The following is an 18718-nucleotide window of genomic DNA, read 5'->3' as shown; positions in this document are numbered from 1 at the left end:
GCCCGCCCGAATGGCATCGCGCAACGCTCGACCGGAGCGCCACAGCGGTGTCCACACAACAGCTTTCATGGCCCATCGGCGCCGACCGCGCCCCAAGCGGCCACTCAGGAGAGTCACGTTATGCGAATCGCACAAATTGCACCGTTGCACGAAGCAGTTCCTCCGAAGTTTTACGGCGGCACTGAGCGCGTGGTGTCTTACCTGACGGATGCGCTCGTCGACCTCGGCCACGATGTAACCTTGTTCGCAAGCGGCGATTCGCAAACCCGGGCGACGCTCGACGCGGCCTGGCCGCGCGCCCTGCGACTCGATCCCACGATCCGCGATCCGCTCGCGCCGCACATGCTGCTGCTCGAAACGGTCCGCCGCCGCGCGCACGAGTTCGACGTGCTGCACTTTCACCTCGACTACATGCCGTTTCCGCTGTTCACGCAGCTGGACACGCCGTTCGTGACCACGCTGCACGGCCGTCTCGACCTGCCCGAGCTCCAGCCGATCTTCAACACGTTCACGAAGGCGAACGTCGTTTCGATCTCGGACAACCAGCGCGGACCGCTGCCGCAGGCAAACTGGCTGAACACGGTGTATCACGGCCTGCCGGACGATCTGCTGACGCCGCAGCCGCACAAGAAGCCGGAATATCTGGCGTTCCTCGGCCGGATCTGCCCGGAAAAACGCGCGGACCTCGCCATCAAGATCGCGGCTCAGAGCGGTCTGCCGCTGAAGATCGCGGCGAAGGTGGACAAGGTCGATCAGGACTATTTCAAGTCGACGATCGAGCCGCTGCTGTCGCAGGCGCACGTCGAGTTCATCGGCGAGATCAACGAGGCGCAGAAGCCCGAATTCCTCTCGGGTGCCAAGGCGCTGCTCTTCCCGATCGACTGGAACGAGCCGTTCGGCCTCGTGATGATCGAAGCGATGGCGTGCGGAACGCCAGTGATTGCCTTCAACCGCGGTTCGGTGCCGGAAGTCATCGATCACGGCGTGACCGGCTTCATCTGCGAGGACGTGCCGGGCGCGGTCGGCGCGCTGCATCGCATCGACGAGCTCTCGCGCACCGAGATTCGCGCGCAGTTCGAGCGCCGCTTCAGCGCAAAGACGATGGCGCAGAACTATGTCGACACGTACACGGCCATGCTTCAGGCCGCGAAGCGTCCGGTGCTGCGTCAGGTCGCCGTCGGCTGATCGCGCACAGCTTGCCACTCTCGAATGCCGCCCAATGGGCGGCATTTTTTTCGCCTGGCCGCTGACGCCGTCCGCTTCGTAACAAGGAGGAATCCGAACATCGCTGCGTCGAGCGTGAAATGCCCGTGAATCGACCAATTTTGACAGTCCGTAAAAACTGCCGCCCTTAAACTGCGCTCGGCAAGGGCAATAGGCTTTCTTGCGTCAAATCAAAGGTCTCTCACATTTCACGAAGGCAAGATCATGCATTTGTCGAAGCGTCTCGGCGCTGAAGTTTTCGGTACTTTCTGGCTCGTGCTGGGCGGCTGCGGAAGCGCCGTGCTGGCCGCCGGCTTTCCGCACATGGGCATCGGGTTCGTGGGCGTCTCGCTCGCGTTCGGACTCACCGTGCTCACCATGGCCTACGCCATCGGACACGTGTCCGGCTGCCATTTGAACCCGGCCGTGAGCGTCGGGCTGGCCGTCGCGGGGCGCTTTCCCGTGCGCGACCTCGGGCCGTACATCGTGGCGCAGGTGGTGGGCGCAACGCTCGGTGCATTGGCGCTCAAGCTGATCGCCACCGGCATGCCCGGCTTCGATCTGGTCGGCAGCGGCTTCGCCGCGAACGGTTTCGGCGAGCACTCGCCGGGCCACTACACCGTGTTCGCGGCGCTGGTCTGCGAATTCCTGATGACGTTCTTCTTCCTCTTCGTCATTCTCGGCGCAACGGATGATCGCGCGCCGAAGGGCTTCGCGCCGATCGCCATCGGCCTGTGCCTGACGCTCATTCACCTGATCTCGATTCCGGTCACGAACACGTCCGTGAACCCGGCTCGTTCTACCGGCCCGGCGTTCTTCGTCGGCGGCTGGGCGCTGGATCAGCTGTGGCTGTTCTGGATCGCGCCGATCGCAGGCGCTATCGTCGCGGGCGTGCTGTATCCGCTGCTGGCTTCGGATTCTGAAGCGCGCAAACTTGGCGCTGTCGCGCAATAAGTCGCGGGGTCGGTCATGCGAAACGGGCGCTTCGGCGCCCGTTTTGTTTTGCGCCCGGCGCGCGCGGATTAAAAGCGCGCGACAGTTGTAATGGCGAATTACGTAGCATGCTTACTATTTCTTCTGCAAGCGCGCGCTCCGAAGCGCAAAGCCCCGCCGGACAAGGCTCGCGCGTATCTCATCGCAATCGAAAAGGGCTTACGCCCCGCTTGCACCCGGTAACAAGTCGTCGAAGCGTGTAAGACGGCGGGCGCTTACATTGAACTCATGCGACACACGTCGCCTTCCAGGAGAAACACAATGAAGCGCATCGTCACTCGATTGCTCGTCGCGACCGGTCTTATCATCGGCGCAGTGGGAGCGGCTCAGGCCCATACCGATCTTCACGTCGGCGTTTCGCTCGGCGCGCCTGCCTATGCCGCTCCCGCGCCCGTGTATGTGAGGCCCGCCTCGCCGCAATATCGCTCGCCTTACTGGCGTCACGAGGAACCGCGCTGGCATCGTGACTACGGTCACGACAACGGGCGCTGGAACCGCGCCGGTTGGGACCACGGCCGTTCGAACGACTGGGGCCGCCGCGGCTAACCACAACGCCGAGCGCTAAACGGTAGGCGCTTGAAAGAGTTAGCGCGACGACGCGATGTCGTCGCGCAGATCGAACAGCTTGCGCAGATGATGCGCGACGCCCGCCTCGAAGTTGTTGCCGATGCGCGGCACATGCGGCAGGCGCGTGATCAGGTCCGGATTCGCGTTGTTCATCATGAACGGATGGCCGGCGGTTTCCAGCAGGTCGATGTCGTTCATGTTGTCGCCGAACGCGACGCATTGCGCGGGATCGATATCCAGCCGCTCCAGCACATAACGCAGCGCGCGGCCCTTCGACACATCGGACGTCATCACTTCGAGGCAGTCCGGCAGCGAATACGTGACATACAGGGCATCGCCGAATTCGCTTTCCAGATTCGCGGCGACGTGCTTCAGGTCCGCCGGCTCGCCGATGTACAGCACCTTCGCGATGTTTTCGCCGTCATGCTCGCGCAAATCCATGACTTCGTACTTGAAGCCGGAGTCCTGATGAAAGACGAGCAGTTCGGGCGCGTGGCGGTCGATGAGCCACGCATCGTCGGCGAACAGATTCACGATCACGCGGCCATGCGCGCCCGCGACATCCGGCTGCACGAGGCGTCGCACGGCGGCAGGCGCAAGATCGCGCGAGTAGATGCGCTCGTCGCCGGGCGCATGCACGCGCGCGCCGTTGGACGTGATCAGGTACGCGTCGATGCCCAGCAGATCGCGGATGCCGGCCACATCGCGATAATGCCGCCCCGTCGCGATGATGACCGGCACGCCGCGCCGTGCGAGCGTGCGCAGCGTCTCTGCGGTGAACGGGTCGAGCTGGTGATCGCTGTTGAGAAGCGTCCCGTCGAGATCAGTTGCGATGACCGAATACATGGCTGCCCTGTTTGAGCGGAGAAAAACGCCCGCGAAGCTGACTATTCTATCGCGGCTCTTTCCCGGGCCGCCCCGCCGCGCCGCCCGGCGCCACCGCGCGCCGCGCCAGTTCGAGCGCACCCGCGGCCGAATCCGCGCGGGGTCGGCGAAGGCGCTCGCGCAACGATATCGGCACGAAAGGCTCATATGGCGCCGCCAGTCCGCCGCAAAGCGCGACCGGCAATTTGCCGTCTCGATCCAGCGCCGCGACGAGCAGTTCGATTTCGCGCCCCGCCTGCTCCAGCAACTGCGCCGCCGACGGATGATCGCGGTATTCGAACACGCTCGGCGCGAGCGTGGCGTACGCGGTCTGGTTCGACGCGCACAGCCACACGACGAGGCTGTCGCGATCCGTCGCGCCAGTGAGTTGCAAGAGCGCGCGAGACCAGTCATCGGCCGGGACTCGCCCGTCCAGCACGCGCTGAAGATGGACCACCGCGCGCAGGCCGAGCCACGCGCCGCTCGCTTCGTCGCCGCTCGGAAAGCCGTATCCGCCCGCGATGCGGCAGACGCCCTCCTCGTCCAGCGAAGCCGCGATGCTGCCCGTGCCAAGCGCGACGATCACGCCCGGTCCGCCGCCGTGCGCGCCGAGGACGGTGGTGTACGCGTCGCTTTCCACGCTCAACGCGTGGACCGGCGGAGCCATGCTCAAGAAAGCCGCGAGCCAGTCCGCGTTGTTGACGCCCGCGAGGCCGCAGCCGAGCGAACAGGCGCGCCAGTCGAAGGCGAGACCGGCTGCATCGGAAGCACGATTGCAAGCATCGCCGATAGAACGCCACGCCGCTTCGACGCCCAGCGCCAGCCCCGAAGGACCGCCGCTCGCGCGGGCCAGCTCGACGCCGTGCGCGTCCGCGAGAATCACGCGCGTGCCGCTTCCGCCGCCATCGATGCCGAGCAGGAAACCGTTGAAATCCGAATCCGAGAAAGTGTTCATGGCCGCAAGCATAGCGGCGACGGCGGCACGCGCCAATTAGCCGAATGGCAGAGTGGCGCGGCAATCGCGTTCGGCTATGCTGGCGCGACCGAAACGAGGATTTGCAATGGCAGCCACCGAACCGACACGCTGCGCCTGGGCCACCACCGAGGCCATGGCGCATTACCACGACACCGAATGGGGCGTCCCGTCCCGCGACGACCGTCATCTCTTCGAAATGCTGGTGCTCGAAGGCGCGCAGGCCGGTCTTTCATGGTCGACGATTCTCAACAAGCGCGAGGGTTATCGCGCGTTGTTCGCGGGCTTCGACATCGACAAGGTCGCGCGCTTCACGGACGCGGACATCGAGCGGATCGTCGGCGATGCACGCGTGGTTCGCAACCGGGCGAAGATCGCGTCCGCCGTCATCAATGCGCAGGCGGTGCAGCGCATTCAGGCCGAGCACGGCTCCTTCGCGGACTTCGTGTGGTCGTTCGTGAACGGCGCGCCTATCGACACCCCGCGCGATGCGAACAATCCGACGCCCGCCTCGACGCCCGAGTCGGATGCGCTGAGCCGAGCGCTCAAGCAGTACGGCTGCAAGTTCGTCGGCACGACCATTTGCTACGCCTTCATGCAGGCGACGGGCATGGTGAACGATCACGCCGTGGGCTGTATCTCGCGCGTCAAGCCTAAGACAAAGCGCAAATCGCCGGAAAAAACGACACCTTCAGCCTAATCCGAGGCAGGCGATTTTTGCTTTTTGGCAACATTCTTGCCGCAAAAGCGCGTTCATTAGGGAAAGTCCTCATCGCAGGCGTTTTTTTGCAGTGAAGCATGCCGCCAGCCGCGCCGTTTCAAGCGCGGAGCATGCTTCTGCCGCACTGCACGAACGTCCGTGTCGTGTAAAAATGGCGTTCTCGCGTGCGCTGCCGCACCTTTTTACCGAGCCGTGCCGTTATAACTGACGGTGTGCGGATCGTTCACTGAGTGGAAAGATCCGCCGCGAGTACACGGACACGCGAATGCGCGTGTCCCTAGGCCGGGAAAAACAACGTGCTCGAAGCAGTAGCCGGTCGGCGTGCGCGCCGTCCGACGCCGCAGGTGCAGGTTGCTCGAAACTCAACGCATGGCCGCTGCGCAGGGGCGCAGGGGAGAAAGATCATGAAAAGCCTGAACTTCCTGACGCATCAGGAGATTTTTGACAACGCGGTGCAGCATCTCTTCACGCAGGGACAAGCCGCTTTGCTGCCTCACGGCGGCGGCGCGTATCGCGGATACTGCGGCGGCTGCCCGATCGGGAGCCTCATCAAGCCGCGCGACTACGTGACGGCCATGGAAGGCGTGCCGATCCGCTATATCGGGAAATCGCCCGAGTCGGTGCCGGCGTACATGGATGTCGGCGTCGCGGCGCTCAAGCGCGCTCTGCTGCGCGCGCGCATCAACGTCTTCGATCCGACCACCGTCGAACTGCTCTCGTGCCTGCAGAACGTGCACGACGTCTTCGGCAAATGGGAGTGGCGCGAGCGTCTCACGTCGATTGCGCGGCAGTTCGGTCTGTCGGCCGAGCTCCTGAAAACGGCTGCGTAACGGTGCGGGTGCCGTATGTTGAGCCCTGTCACGATGTTGAGCGCGAACGAGATCTTCCATCGCGTGAGCGCGCATTTGCTGGCGCAGCGCGCCGTCTCGGAAGATGACAACGGGTCGTGCCGCTTAAGAGGCGCGCACGGCCGCAAGTGCGCGATCGGATCGCTGGTGCGTGACGATGTCTACGAAGCGGAGCTCGAAGGCGTCGGCATCTCGTACTATCGGCATGCGCATGACGGCAAGCTGCTGCGCGCGCTGTATGCGTCGAACGTGAATGCTTACGATCCGGCCATCATCGATCTCTTGATGGAACTGGAGCAGATTCACGACGACGCCAGCGTGGACGAGTGGCCGCACTTGCTGGGCGCACTCGCTAAGCGGCACGCGTTCGCCTGAGCAGGAACGCAGAAAAAAACGGCGGTGCGCCCTCACGGGTCGCACCGCCGTTTTGCCTTCGCGGACCGAGAGGAAACCGGCCCGGCGTAAAGACGCTTTAGTGCATCTTCTTCGGCAGCATCTGGCTACGCAGGCGCTTGCGCAGGCGGGCAACGGCCGCGGCCTTCTTGCGCTTGCGCTCGGTGGTCGGCTTTTCGTAGGACTGGCGCTCGCGCAGTTCTGCGATCAGGCCGTTCTTTTCGATGGTGCGGCGGAAGCGCCGAATCGCGACATCGAACGGCTCGTTTTCTTTGAGGACAATAGTGGTCATGACAATCCTGATTTGCTAAACGTATTTCTAAGTGCGCAACGGAAAAACCCGCCGCGCGCCGGCACTCCGATCGTCCGCCGGGCGCCTAAAAGGACGCAGCGGACACGAGCAAAGCGGCCACGGAGGCCGGAAAAGAGAGAGCTGGGATTCAACCGCAAAGCGGCATGTGCGCACGAAAGGACCGCCTGAACGCACACTTTCGGCGCCGTTCTCCGCTGGCGATTAACGTTTTGACGTTGTCATTTTCAGCGGAGCGGACGCAAAAATCGGCCGAAAAATCGGGCACATTTCTCGATTCGGGCGCGATGTTACCAGAACACCGCGCCTGTGCCAACTCTTCGAAGCACGGCAACTCGTTGATGCAACAGATTTATTTCTGCCAGGCGCTGGCTTCGTCCAGTTCCGCCACTTCCTCCGGATCGAGCTCGAGGCGCGTGGCCGCCGCGAGACTCTCCAGTTGCTGCACGGACGTGGCGCTCGCAATCGGCGCGGTCACGCTCGGCCGCGCGATGACCCACGCGAGCGCAATGGTCGCCGGCGTGGTGTCGTGGCGCTTCGCGGCTTCATCGAGCGCATCGAGAATCTTGAGGCCGCGCTCGTTCAGATACTTCTCGACGCGCGAGCCGCGCGCCTTGCCCTGCATGTCTGCTTTGGAGCGGTACTTGCCCGACAGAAAGCCGCTCGCCAGGCTGAAATACGTGACGACCGCGACCTTGTGCGCTTCGGCGACGGGTTCGAGGTCCGTCTCATAGCCTTCGCGGTCGTAGAGGTTGTACTCCGGCTGCAGGATCTGATACGCCGGCAGCGACGATTCCTTCGCGACTTTCAGCGCTTCTTGGAGCCGCGCGCCGGTGTAGTTCGACGCGCCGATCACCCGCACCTTGCCCGCCTGAATGAGCTTCTGGTAGGCGCCGAGCGTTTCGTCGAGCGGCGTCTTGTCGTCGTCCAGATGCGAGAAGTAGACGTCGATGTAATCGGTCTTCAGACGCCGCAGCGAATCGTCCACGGCCGCCGCGATGTTCGCCGCCGAAAGCCCCTTGCGCGTGCTCAGCATGCCGACTTTCGTCGCCAGCACGATCTTGTGGCGCTTGCCGCTTTCCTTGAACCACTTGCCGATGATCGTTTCCGATTCGCCGCCGTGGTGCCCTTCGACCCAAGCGGAGTACACGTCCGCCGTGTCGATGAAATTGAGGCCGTGATCGACGAACGCGTCGAGGATGGAGAACGACGTGCGTTCGTCCGCGGTCCAGCCGAACACGTTGCCGCCGAAGACGAGCGGCGCGACGTTCAGATCCGATGTGCCGATGCTGCGAGTTTGCATGGAGTACTCCGCGTGAGTAGAGGACGTTCGGGAAGGATACGCAACATTGCGCGACGCTGCCGCGCGCGTCGCTCATGCGCCGAAATGAGGCCCAAAGCTGCGCTTGTTCCCCGCTTTCGTTCTGGCGCAAGCACCTAAGATCGTCGACACATCACAAAGGCTGATGCCGAGGCGGACGAGAACGACCCGCTGCAGACGCCCGACGCACGAAAACCATCAAAGCGGGCCCGCCGGCGCGGGCTGCGGAGTTCATCACATGCAAGCAGACAAGAACGTCCTTCCGGATCAGTTGGCCGAAACGTGGTCGGCGCGCGCGCCGTCGCATACGGTCGCGACCTTCGACTGTTTCGACACGCTCTTCTGGCGCGCCGTACAGGAACCGGTCGACGTTTACTACGCGCTGGCCGAAGACCCGCTCTTCGTCGAACACGGCGTGAGCGCCCGTGTGCGCACGATGGCCGAATCCGAAGCGCGTAAGAACAACTACTTCGCAACCCGCAAGAGCGAGGCGACGCTCGAACAGATCTATGCCGAAGCCGCGCCTCACGCCGACGAGGCAATTGTGAGCGCGCTCGCCGAGCGCGAGGTCGATAAAGAGATCGAGATCGGCTTCATCTTCGAACCGGTGCTCGGGCTGCTGCGCGAGGCGAAAATTCGCGGCCTACACACGGCAATCGTCAGCGATACCTATTACTCCGAGGCGCAATTGCGCCGCATTCTCTTTACAACCGCGCCGGAGCTCGAATCGCTCATCGACGTCGTGTTTTGTTCGTCTGAATTCGGTGTCTCGAAATCCACGGGACTCTGGAATATCGTGACGGAACGGCTGGGCGTCGCGCCCTCGGAGATTCTCCATACCGGCGACAACCCGTACGCGGACTGGGCCGTTCCACAGCAGATGGGCATCGGCGTACTGCATTTCCAGCAGCGCGACGACGAGATGCACAAAGCGGACCGACAGCGGCTGATGGCGGCGCGCGTCCTCTTTCCGTCGATCCGCGCGACGAAGCCCGCGCCGAGCTTGCATCACGCGATGCGCTCCCTGCAACAGGGCCGCGACATGAGCACGAACGAGCGCATCGGCTACTGGTCGGTCGGCCCGATCATGCACGCATTCGCGCGCTTCGTGCTGGACACGCATGAGGATCTCAAAGCGCGTGGCCGACCGCACAAGCTCGCGTTTCTGCTGCGCGACGGGCATCTGATTCATCGGGCATGCGAAGCGCTGCACGGCAGCCCGATCGGCAACGAAGCGTACGTCGGGCGGTTCGTCGCCGCCGGTTCGACCTTCGACAGCCGCGAGGCCATCGAGCGTTATCTGAGTACAGAGGTCATCAACCCGCAGATGATGAAGTTCGGCGCCGACCAACTGCAACTGCCGCCCAAGGAAACCGGCAAACTGCTCGCCGAGGCGAACGCGTCCGCCAATCCGCTGCAGACGTTCCGGCGTCTCGTGCTGGAACCGCGCATGGTGAAGCTCATCATCGAACGCAGCGCGGCGCTTCGTCAGCGGCTCTTTCGCCATCTGCAGCGAACCGTCGGGCTGGAGCGCGGCGACACGCTCGTGATCGTGGACCTGGGTTACTACGGCTCCATCCAGCGCTCGCTCGGCAAGCTGTTCAAGAAGTATTACGACGTGGAGATCGTCGGGCGCTATCTCGTTTCGCTGGATACACCCGGCTGGCGCGCGGATCGCGCGGGCGTCGTCGACAGCCGCTGGGCCGATGAAAACGTGATGGAGATGTTGATCGCGCATATTGGCCATTTCGAGCAGATGTGCTCGCTCAAAACCGGCAGCGTGTATGACTTCAAGGACGACGGCACGCCGCTTCTCAACCAATCCGCGAAAAGCGAGAAGCAAATCGCGCAAAGCGGCGAAATCCAGGATGCTTGCGTCCGCTTCGTCCGGGATATGGCCGCGATGCCGGCCACCAGCTTTCCCCGCCTGACGCCTGAACGACTACGCGTCGATGCGGCCATCTGCCTCGCTCGCCTACTGTATCTTCCGGACCGCGACGAAGTGGCCGGCGGCAACGAGACGGTGTTCGAGATCAACGGGGCGTCCATTCACGCATTCAACGTCGCGGATAACGACGCGGGCATCGAAGGGCTTCGTCAGCGCGGACCGTTCTATATGCGCAGCATCGGCAAGGGTTTTCGTCCGGGTTATCCGTACGAGATGCGCCACGCAGGCATCGACCAGGCGATTTTCCTAATGGCCGTGCGCCGTCACCGTCTGGATTTCACCGTCGACGATACGACGTACCGCGAGACGCGAATTCCCGCGCTTTTCGTGCGCGGCAATGAAACCGCGACCGAGACGCTGACCGCGCGCGCGACTTACGACGGCTTCTATTCGCTCGTCGTGCCGATTTCCGACTTCGACGTCGCGCTCATGTTCGGCCAGGAGATGAGCTGGATGCAGATCGCATCGGCGACAACCTTTCCCGCCGATACGCTGGATACGCGTATTGAGTTCGATCGTCAGCGCGCGCTCTCGCCTGGGAGCGAGATCATTTACGACGGCATGACCGAGCGCGAACCCGGCATGTTCGAGATGTCGCCGAACGGACTCATTTATGTGCCTGCAATGGCCGGAAAGACGCGGCAATTGATGCGCCTGACGTTTCGCCCGCTTTCCTGGGTTCAGAAGGCCGAGGTTGCACTGGCTTCATGAAGATGTAGCGGGCCGGCTGCCTGTAAAGGTGTAGCCGACCCGGCCGTAATTGCTCTTAAGCCCTGCCGGCCAAGGCGCCGGCAGACTCCGTGAAAATTCGAATCGCATTCGATCTTCGGCCTAAAGTTTCTTTCCCGTGGGCCGAAATCCTTAGGTAAGGCAGTCAGCGAATCACATTAAACATCGCGACGCCGCATTCAGACTCAGACTAGTAGCGCCTTTACCAACGAGGTAATTTGAAATGTTGAACATCAACACCAACACCCTGTCGCAAACGACGCAAAAGAACCTGCAAGGTTCGCAAAGCGCGCTGTCGTCGGCTATTAACCGCCTCTCGTCGGGCAAGCGCATCAACAGCGCCGCTGACGATGCAGCAGGTCTGGCGATTTCGACGAACATGACGTCGTACGTCAACGCGCTGAACCAGGGCGTGTCGAACGCGAACAACGCGATCTCGATGATTCAAACGGCGTCGGGCGGCCTCAGCTCCACGACGGACAACCTTCAGCGTATTCGCCAGCTGGCCGTTCAGGCAGCCGACGGTTCGCTCTCCGACACGCAGCGCGGCTACCTCCAGACGGAAGTGACCCAGCGTCTCGGCGAACTGGACCGCGTGTCGAGCCAGACGACGTTCAACGGCCAAGCCATGCTGTCCGGCTCGGTCTCGACGGTGGCCTTCCAGATCGGCGCAGTGGCGAACCAGACGCTGAGCGTCGACTTCGGCAGCACCGCGATGAGCCAGACCGGCCTGTTCGGTTCGGCATCGGTCGACATCTCCACGGCAAGCGGCGCGCAGTCCGTGATCAGCCTGGTCGACACGGCGCTCGACACCGTCAACACGCTGCAATCGACGCTCGGCGCTGAACAGAACCGCTTCACGTCGGCCGTTACCAGCCTGCAATCGCAGTCGACCAACCTGAACGCAGCACAGTCGGCCATCACCGATGCAGACTTCGCGCAAGAAACGGCGAACCTGTCGAAGGCTCAAGTGCTGCAACAAGCGGGTATCTCGGTTCTCGCGCAAGCGAACTCGATGCCGCAGCAAGTGCTGAAGCTCCTCGGCTAAGCGCATGTGACCTACCCCGCCGCAAGATGGGCGGGGTTCGGCAGTTCACTGGGAGGCCCGCCTCCCAGCTTTCGTTAGCGCAGCGACATTCATCATCGGCGCTGCGCTCACGAAAGCTCGCAAACAGATAAGGCAGTCCGTCCGGAGCATCCGATGACCACCACCACCTCGAGTACCGACGTCAGCGCCACACTGGCCGCTGCCGCGCAGTCCATCATCAGCGGCGCGACGAACTCTACGCTCGATGTATCCACGCTCGTTTCCTCGCTCGTCACCGCGAAGACCACCGCTCAGGCCACGCAGATCGCGAACAAGACGGCGAGCGACAACACGCTTCTGTCCGCCGTCTCGCAGATCAAGTCCGCGCTGTCATCGGTGCAGACCGCGCTGAAGAGTCTTTCCGACGGCACCGGACTCGCCGCGTACACGGCGACGGCAAGCGGCAGCGGACTCACGGCGACGGCCGGCACGAGCGCGGTGGCCGGTTCGTATGCGATCACGGTCAACAACATCGCGAGCGCGCAAAAGATTTCGTCGACGGCGCACGCCGCCACCGACACCTTCGGCACAGGCACGCTCTCGCTCTCGCTCGGATCGAGCTCGATGAACGTGACGCTCGACGGCACCAACACGCTCGCGAGCATCGCGTCGTCGATCAACTCCGCGAGCGACAACCCCGGCATCAGCGCGACCATCGTCACGGGCACCGACGGCCAGCATCTCGTGCTCGCGTCTAAGACGACGGGCGCCGCCAACACCATTTCGGTCACGGCCGGCGCAGGCGTCGATTCGTCGCTTTCGTACAGCACGGGCAGCAGCAACTACACGCAGACGTCGGCCGCGCAGGACGCGTCGCTCACGGTCGACGGCACGGCCGTCACGAGCACGACCAACACGCTCACGACCGCGATCGGCGGCGTGACGCTGAACCTCGCATCGGCGGCGGCCGGATCGACCCAGACGTTGACCGTGTCCTCCGACACGACCACGGAAAAGAGCACGATCAAGGCCTTCGTCGACGCGTACAACTCGTTCGTGAGCCAGGCCGCCGCGCTGTCGTCGTTCGACTCCACGAAAAGCGCCGGCTCGCAAGGCGGCGTGCTGCTCGGCGACTCCATGCTCCAGAGCATTCAGAGTTCGCTGTCCAGCATCATTACGAGCGGCGTGAATTCGGGTTCCGGTTCGACTTCGACGACGACGAACCTCGCGTCGATCGGCATCGATCTTCAGGACGACGGCACGCTGTCCATCGACGATTCGACGCTTTCCACCGCGCTCTCGAACAGCCCGACGCGCGTGGGCCAGCTCTTCAACCAGACGAACGGCATCGGCACGCAGCTCAATTCGAAGATCACGTCGTTCTTGCAAACGGGCGGCATCATCGATACGCGCACGACCGCGATCAATGCAGACCTGAAGAACCTCACCACGCAGACGGCCACGTTGCAGACCTACGCGGACAGCCTCACGTCGCAGTACAACGCGCAGTTCACGGCGCTCAACACGCTGATGGCGACGATGCAGAACAACACGCGATACCTGACGCAGCTTTTCGGCGGCACGAACAGCGCCGGCGCGCTCGCGACCAACAAGTAACGCAGGCGTCAGCCGATTCGCACGGAGAAAGATGTGAGCCAACAAGACAAGCTGACGAACGCGGTATCGCTCACGCGCGCCATGGCCGCGGCCGCGGCCGCCGGCGACTGGATCGAAGCGGCGCGCCTGGGCGAATTGCGTTCGCCGATCATCATGCAATTGCAGAACGACCTCGATCCGGCGACGTTGCAGGCCGCGAGCGACATCCTGACGCTCGATGCCGCGCTGATGCAGTCGGCGCAAGCCGCGCGCATGTCGCTCGGCAAGAACTTTCGCGAGGCGACCGCGCGCATCGACGCGGCAAGCCGTTATCAACAAACGGCGCGGCTCTAAAGTTTCGCTGTCCCGCGCCGTTATATAGACTAACAACAACAAATAAGCGTCGATGTAATGACGCAGCTTCGCTCTCGATGCCCGCCTCGCGCGGGCATTTTTATTTGGCGTGTGGCGGGAGCCTAGCGCCCGAGCGTCAACGTGAGATACGCCGCGTACAGCACGCCGTTGCCGAGCAGCGCCCACAACGCGACGCCCTTCCCTCTCGCATGGAACCGCAGCCACGCCGCCGCCGCGAGCGTGATGAGCACGCCGGTCAGCACTTCGACGCGCGGCTCCCACGGCGTCAGCATGATGCCGATGGAAGGCAGCAACGTGCCTTGAAACACCATCGCGCCGGTAATGTTGCCGAACGCGAGCGTGTCCTTGCCGCGCCGCGCCCACAAAATGCTGTTCACCTTCTCGGGCAGTTCGGTCGCAATCGGAATGATAATGAGCGACAGCAGCAGCGCCGACACGCCGAGTGCCTGCGAGACGCCCTCGACGCCGTGAATGAACCCCTTCGCGCCGCCCACCAGCAACACGATGCCGATCAGGAATTGCAGCATGATCGAACCGAGATTCGTCTTGAGTCCGACGCGCGAGATGAAGAGCGTTTCGGGCGCCTCGGTGCCGTGTCCGCTCTCGACGAGATTCGCCGATGCCCTGAACGTCGAAATCACATAGATCACGTACAAGCCGACGAGTCCCGCAGCGAACAGCGCGCGCACTTGCCATGCGTGATGCGGCACGAACATCGCGCCGGCCGCGATCAGGAAGGCGAACAGGAAGAAGTTCAGGTCGCGCGTGAAGCCGCTGCGCTCCGGTTCGATCACGCCGCGCAAGCCGCGCGATTTCACGATGGCGAGCGTCATCAGGAACGTCGAAAGCGTCGCGAGCATGAGCGGCGCGCCGAGAATCGCGCCGACGCCGATCTCTTCGTTGACCGCGCGGCTCGCCGTGCCGCCTAAGAGCGCGATGATCGGCACGGTCGTTTCCGGCAAGGCCGTGCCGACTGCGGCGAAGAGCGATCCGGTCACGCCTTCCGAAATGCCGAGCCGTTCGCCGAGATGTTCGAGCGCATTGGTGAACAGCTCGGAGGCAATCAGAATGATCGCGAGCATCAACGCGAGTTGGAGGAAAAGCATCGTCATGCGGCACCTCGCATGGCGCGACGTGGCACGCAGACGATGTCGGCGCGTGAGCGAATGAGGTCTTGTGGTTGCGGGGACACGATGATTCCACGGTCGGACGTCAGCGAACCATGATGCGCCACGCGCCGTCCGACCAAGAACGACGTGGCACATCAGTGGTCTCGCCAAACCGGACCGGTCGAACGCGCCACGGCAGCAGAGCCGAGGATGTTGACGCGTTCTCCTTCGCAAGCGGAAGGAAGGCTACTCCCCAAAGACGGGGGCAGTGTAGCGTGACGCGTCGCGTTCGGCAAGCCGACGCAGGCAGCGGGACATATCGGTATGCGCAACGGTTCGTTGTCGCGCGCCCGCGCGTTCGCTAATCTACGCGCGCGGGCGCGGTGCTTGCTCGGCATCGCGCGACCGGATTCATCGAGCAACAAGAACAAACGCTGTGTGATTCACGGAGCGCGTGCGACAGCGCGCTCCCGCCGACCGGAGAACCCATGCGCATCAAACGCTTGCCTGCCCTTCTCGCCGCCCTCGCCGTGGCCGCGCCCATGCTCGCGCAGTCCAAGCCGCTTACCGTCTGCACGGAATCGAGCCCGGACGGCTTCGACGTCGTGCAGTTCAACTCGCTCGTCACGACGAACGCATCGGCAGACGTGATCTTCAACACGCTCGTCTCTTACGACGAAGCGGCGAAGAAAGTCGCGCCATCGCTCGCGGAGAAATGGGACGTATCGAGCGATGGTTTGAGCTACACGTTTCATCTGCGGCCGAACGTGCAGTTTCAGAGCACCGATTACTTCAAGCCGACGCGTCCGCTCAATGCCGACGACGTCGTCTTCACGTTCGATCGCATGCTGTCGGAGAGCAATCCGTGGCACAAGGTCGCGGGCGCGAGCGGCTTTCCGCACGCGCAGTCGATGGGCCTCGTGAAGCTCATCAAGAGCGTGACGAAGGTGGATGACCACACCGTGAAGTTCGACCTCAACGAGCCGAACGCGACCTTCGTGCCGATTCTCACGATGGGCTTCGCCTCCATCTATTCGGCGGAATATGCGGACCAGTTGCTGAAGGCGAACAAGCAGGTAGACCTGAACAGCAAGCCCATCGGCACGGGTCCGTTCGTGTTGAAGAGCTATACGAAGGATGCCGTCATACGCTACGACGTGAACCCGTCGTACTGGGGCCCGAAGCCGAAGATCGACCGCCTCATCTACGCGATCACGCCGGACGCCACCGTGCGCGCACAGAAGATCAAGGCGGGCGAATGCCAGATCGCGCTTTCACCTAAGCCGCAGGACGTGCTCGACGCGAAGAAGGACCGCTCGCTCAAGGTCAGCGAAACGCCCGCGTTCATGACCGCGTTCGTCGCGCTGAACACGCAGAAGAAGCCGCTCGACAACCCGAAGGTGCGTCAGGCGCTGAACATGGCGTTCGATCGCACGACGTACATGAAGACCGTCTTCGACAACACGGCGACGCCCGCCGTGAATCCGTATCCGCCGAACACCTGGAGCTACGACAAGAACGTGCAGGCGTATCCGTATTCCGCGGACCGCGCGAAGAAGCTGCTCGCCGACGCGGGCTTTCCGAACGGCTTCGACACGACCATCTGGGTGCGTCCGAACGGCAGCGTGCTGAATCCGAACCCGAAAGCGGGCGCCGAACTGCTGCAAGCCGATCTCGCGAAAATCGGCGTGAAAGCGCAGGTGAAGGTGATCGAATGGGGCGAGCTGATCAAGGAAGCGAAGCAGGGCCAGCATGACATGCTGTTCATGGGCTGGGCCGGCGACAATGGCGACCCGGACAACTATCTGTCGCCGCTCTTCAGTTGCAATGCGGTGAAGTCGGGCATCAACTTCGCGCGCTATTGCGACCCGCAACTGGACAAGCTGATCGCGGACGGCAAGGCGACGCCTGACATCGCCAAACGCACGAAGGCGTACGTGGATGCTCAAAAGATCATCCACGATCAGGCGCTATGGATTCCGCTCGTGTATCCGACCGCCGCCGCGCTCACGCGCACGAACGTCAGTGGCTATAACGTGAGCCCGTTCGGGCGGCAGAACTTCGGCGTGGTGTCAGTGCAGTAACGCGTTAAGCGCGAAAGCTCAGACCGGCGAGAAGCGGATCACCCCGTCATCGCCGGTCCGGCGCGCGAGCGTGCCATCGAGCCATAGCAAGTTCAGATGCGCGAGCGCCTCGCCGAGCGCGAACGTCATCTGATGGATGTCGAGCGCGCGCTTGAACATGATCGGCACGATGTCGGCGGCGCTGCACGGCTTCGCCGCGCACGCCTCGCGCACTTCCGCGAGCCGCGCCCGATGATGCTCGCGAAGCTGCGCGATGCGCGTCTTCACGCCGCGAAACGGCTTGCCGTGCGAGGGCAATGCGAGCACATCGGCGGGCATCGCTTCATAGCGCGCAAGCGATTCGAGATACAGCGCGAGCGGATTGCCTTCCGGCTCGATGGCGAACACCGACACGTTCGTCGAGATGCGCGGCAGCACCATGTCGCCGGAAATGAAGAGCTCGTCGGCCGCGCAGTAGAGCGCAACATGCTCCGGCGAATGGCCGTAGCCCGTCACCACTTCCCACTCGCGCGTGCCGATGCGCAGCCGGTCGCCGTCACGAATGCGGCGGAATTCGCGCGGCATCGAGGGCACGAGCGTCGGGTAATAGCTGTCGCGCTTCCTGAGCGCATCGAGCGATGCCGCGTCCGTCAGGCCGTGCGCCGCGAAGTGCTGTGCCGCGCGCTCGCCGCCCGCGTTGGAGCCGTCGCCCGCGGCCATCACGCGGCCCATCGCATATTCGCCGAGCGAGATCCACAGCCGCACGTTCCAGCGTTTCTTGTCTCCGCCCTGACAGATCCAGTGCGCGAGTCCCAGATGGTCCGGATGGCAATGCGTGACCATCAGGCGCAGCACCGGCTGACCGTCGAGCACCGTATCGAACACGCGCTCCCAGTTCGCGCGAATGCTCTCGTTCGCGATGCCGCAATCAATCACGGTCCAGCCTTTCACGCCGTCGATTTCATCGCGCAGCAGCCACAGGTTAATGTGATCCAGCGCGAATGGCAGCGGCATGCGCAGCCAGTAGACGCCGGGCGCCACTTCTTTCGCGCCGCCGGGCGCGGGCATTTCGTCGGCAAAGACGTAGTCGAGCTGATGTTCGAGTGCGTTCATCGGTCGGTGCTCTGAGGGTTTGCGCCGCGTTGCAATCCGGCGAAGTTGACGATAACGTAAACGTCATTCTAACGTTGGACGCGCTCCGGCGCGCGGCGCTTTCCCGATGACTCAGCCCACGCATTTCTCGATCACCGAACTGGCGCGCGAATTCGACATCACGCCTCGCGCCATTCGCTTTTACGAAGATCAGGGTCTCCTCGCGCCGCGACGCGAAGGCACGAACGGCCTGCGGCGCGTGTATTCGTCGCGGGATCGCACGCGCCTGAAGCTGACTCTGCGCGGCAAGCGGCTCGGCTTCACGCTGTCGGAGATTCGCACGCTGCTCGACCTTTACGATTCCCCGACCGGCACGACCGCGCAATTGCGCGGCTTCGTGGACACCATTGCGGCGCATCGGCAAGTGCTCGAACGGCAACTGGAGGACATCAACACGACGCTCGCCGAACTCGCCGCGTACGAGAAGGAAGGCCGCGCGCTGCTCGCAGCGGGCATGGACAAGCGCGCCCGCCGAGCGAAAGCCGCATGATGTGAGCTCAACCCGCGACCCACGACCCGCGCACGC

18 protein-coding genes and 1 riboswitch are annotated in these 18718 nt (G+C 63.3%); of the genes, 12 read left to right on the top strand and 6 right to left on the bottom strand.

What is annotated here, in order from left to right; genetic code table 11:
* The first annotated feature begins 120 nt into the window (after nucleotides 1-120).
* The 3 genes from LDZ24_RS00615 (at nucleotide 121) to LDZ24_RS00605 (ending at nucleotide 2742) form a co-directional block, all read left to right on the top strand.
* Nucleotides 121-1185 carry a glycosyltransferase family 4 protein gene (locus tag LDZ24_RS00615; RefSeq protein WP_175939037.1) on the top strand — a complete coding sequence of 355 codons (1065 nt, stop codon included), beginning with the start codon at nucleotides 121-123 and terminating at the stop codon, nucleotides 1183-1185.
* A gap of 243 nt (nucleotides 1186-1428) precedes the next feature.
* Nucleotides 1429-2157 carry an aquaporin Z gene (gene aqpZ, locus LDZ24_RS00610; protein WP_248320933.1) on the top strand — a complete coding sequence of 243 codons (729 nt, stop codon included), beginning with the start codon at nucleotides 1429-1431 and terminating at the stop codon, nucleotides 2155-2157.
* A gap of 300 nt (nucleotides 2158-2457) precedes the next feature.
* Nucleotides 2458-2742: a hypothetical protein gene (locus LDZ24_RS00605; RefSeq protein ID WP_248320932.1), complete on the top strand. Its 285-nt coding sequence runs from the start codon at nucleotides 2458-2460 to the stop codon at nucleotides 2740-2742.
* A gap of 39 nt (nucleotides 2743-2781) precedes the next feature.
* Here LDZ24_RS00605 and LDZ24_RS00600 read toward each other — a convergent pair whose 3' ends face one another.
* Both LDZ24_RS00600 and LDZ24_RS00595 read right to left on the bottom strand, forming a co-directional pair.
* The gene (locus LDZ24_RS00600; RefSeq protein WP_248320930.1) at nucleotides 2782-3609 is read right to left on the bottom strand and encodes a Cof-type HAD-IIB family hydrolase; all 828 of its coding nucleotides are present in this window, start codon (nucleotides 3607-3609) and stop codon (nucleotides 2782-2784) included.
* A 46-nt stretch (nucleotides 3610-3655) separates the two neighbouring features.
* The gene (locus LDZ24_RS00595; protein WP_248320928.1) at nucleotides 3656-4582 is read right to left on the bottom strand and encodes a BadF/BadG/BcrA/BcrD ATPase family protein; all 927 of its coding nucleotides are present in this window, start codon (nucleotides 4580-4582) and stop codon (nucleotides 3656-3658) included.
* Between the two features lie 106 nt (nucleotides 4583-4688).
* Between LDZ24_RS00595 and LDZ24_RS00590 the strand changes: the two genes are divergently transcribed.
* The 3 genes from LDZ24_RS00590 to LDZ24_RS00580 all read left to right on the top strand — a co-directional run bounded on the left by LDZ24_RS00590 (nucleotide 4689) and on the right by LDZ24_RS00580 (nucleotide 6544).
* The gene (locus tag LDZ24_RS00590) at nucleotides 4689-5300 is read left to right on the top strand and encodes a DNA-3-methyladenine glycosylase I (RefSeq protein WP_248320927.1); all 612 of its coding nucleotides are present in this window, start codon (nucleotides 4689-4691) and stop codon (nucleotides 5298-5300) included.
* A 425-nt stretch (nucleotides 5301-5725) separates the two neighbouring features.
* Nucleotides 5726-6151 carry a hypothetical protein gene (locus LDZ24_RS00585; protein WP_248320925.1) on the top strand — a complete coding sequence of 142 codons (426 nt, stop codon included), beginning with the start codon at nucleotides 5726-5728 and terminating at the stop codon, nucleotides 6149-6151.
* A gap of 15 nt (nucleotides 6152-6166) precedes the next feature.
* Entirely contained in the window at nucleotides 6167-6544 is a 378-nt protein-coding gene (locus tag LDZ24_RS00580) for a hypothetical protein (RefSeq protein ID WP_248320923.1), read from the top strand.
* Nucleotides 6545-6641: 97 nt separating this feature from the next.
* Here LDZ24_RS00580 and rpsU read toward each other — a convergent pair whose 3' ends face one another.
* Together rpsU and LDZ24_RS00570 are read right to left on the bottom strand one after the other, a co-directional pair.
* On the bottom strand, nucleotides 6642-6854 hold the full coding sequence (rpsU, locus tag LDZ24_RS00575) for a 30S ribosomal protein S21 (protein ID WP_159837708.1): 213 nt from the start codon (nucleotides 6852-6854) through the stop codon (nucleotides 6642-6644).
* Nucleotides 6855-7224: 370 nt separating this feature from the next.
* A complete protein-coding gene (locus LDZ24_RS00570; protein ID WP_248320921.1) occupies nucleotides 7225-8175 on the bottom strand; it encodes an aldo/keto reductase in 951 nt (316 codons plus the stop codon).
* Between the two features lie 256 nt (nucleotides 8176-8431).
* Between LDZ24_RS00570 and LDZ24_RS00565 the strand changes: the two genes are divergently transcribed.
* From LDZ24_RS00565 to LDZ24_RS00550, 4 genes are all read left to right on the top strand, one after another.
* The gene (locus LDZ24_RS00565; protein ID WP_248320919.1) at nucleotides 8432-10852 is read left to right on the top strand and encodes an HAD family hydrolase; all 2421 of its coding nucleotides are present in this window, start codon (nucleotides 8432-8434) and stop codon (nucleotides 10850-10852) included.
* A gap of 241 nt (nucleotides 10853-11093) precedes the next feature.
* A complete protein-coding gene (locus LDZ24_RS00560) occupies nucleotides 11094-11918 on the top strand; it encodes a flagellin domain-containing protein (protein ID WP_175939021.1) in 825 nt (274 codons plus the stop codon).
* Between the two features lie 153 nt (nucleotides 11919-12071).
* Nucleotides 12072-13514: a flagellar filament capping protein FliD gene (gene fliD, locus LDZ24_RS00555; protein WP_248320918.1), complete on the top strand. Its 1443-nt coding sequence runs from the start codon at nucleotides 12072-12074 to the stop codon at nucleotides 13512-13514.
* Nucleotides 13515-13547: 33 nt separating this feature from the next.
* Entirely contained in the window at nucleotides 13548-13847 is a 300-nt protein-coding gene (locus LDZ24_RS00550; RefSeq protein WP_248320916.1) for a flagellar protein FliT, read from the top strand.
* Nucleotides 13848-13969: 122 nt separating this feature from the next.
* On the opposite strand, the gene LDZ24_RS00545 is transcribed toward LDZ24_RS00550, so the two are convergent.
* Nucleotides 13970-14980: a sodium:calcium antiporter gene (locus tag LDZ24_RS00545; RefSeq protein ID WP_248320915.1), complete on the bottom strand. Its 1011-nt coding sequence runs from the start codon at nucleotides 14978-14980 to the stop codon at nucleotides 13970-13972.
* 95 nt (nucleotides 14981-15075) lie between these two features.
* Nucleotides 15076-15244, bottom strand: a riboswitch (yybP-ykoY riboswitch).
* A 221-nt stretch (nucleotides 15245-15465) separates the two neighbouring features.
* On the opposite strand from LDZ24_RS00545, the gene LDZ24_RS00540 reads away from it, so the two are divergent.
* Nucleotides 15466-17061, top strand: coding sequence for an ABC transporter substrate-binding protein (locus tag LDZ24_RS00540; RefSeq protein ID WP_371747362.1), 1596 nt, complete (start codon nucleotides 15466-15468; stop codon nucleotides 17059-17061).
* 18 nt (nucleotides 17062-17079) lie between these two features.
* Here LDZ24_RS00540 and LDZ24_RS00535 read toward each other — a convergent pair whose 3' ends face one another.
* Nucleotides 17080-18153, bottom strand: a complete 1074-nt coding sequence (locus LDZ24_RS00535) for an MBL fold metallo-hydrolase (protein ID WP_248320914.1) — start codon at nucleotides 18151-18153, stop codon at nucleotides 17080-17082.
* Between the two features lie 106 nt (nucleotides 18154-18259).
* On the opposite strand from LDZ24_RS00535, the gene LDZ24_RS00530 reads away from it, so the two are divergent.
* Nucleotides 18260-18682 (top strand): MerR family DNA-binding transcriptional regulator, encoded by a 423-nt coding sequence (locus LDZ24_RS00530; protein WP_248320912.1) that lies wholly within the window; start codon nucleotides 18260-18262, stop codon nucleotides 18680-18682.
* Nucleotides 18683-18718: the final 36 nt, after the last annotated feature.

Source organism: Caballeronia sp. Sq4a, from assembly GCF_023170545.1.
In the GTDB taxonomy this organism is placed as follows: Bacteria; Pseudomonadota; Gammaproteobacteria; order Burkholderiales; family Burkholderiaceae; genus Caballeronia.
Note: the sequence above shows the minus strand (reverse complement) of the source record. Positions and strands in the feature narration are given on the sequence as shown.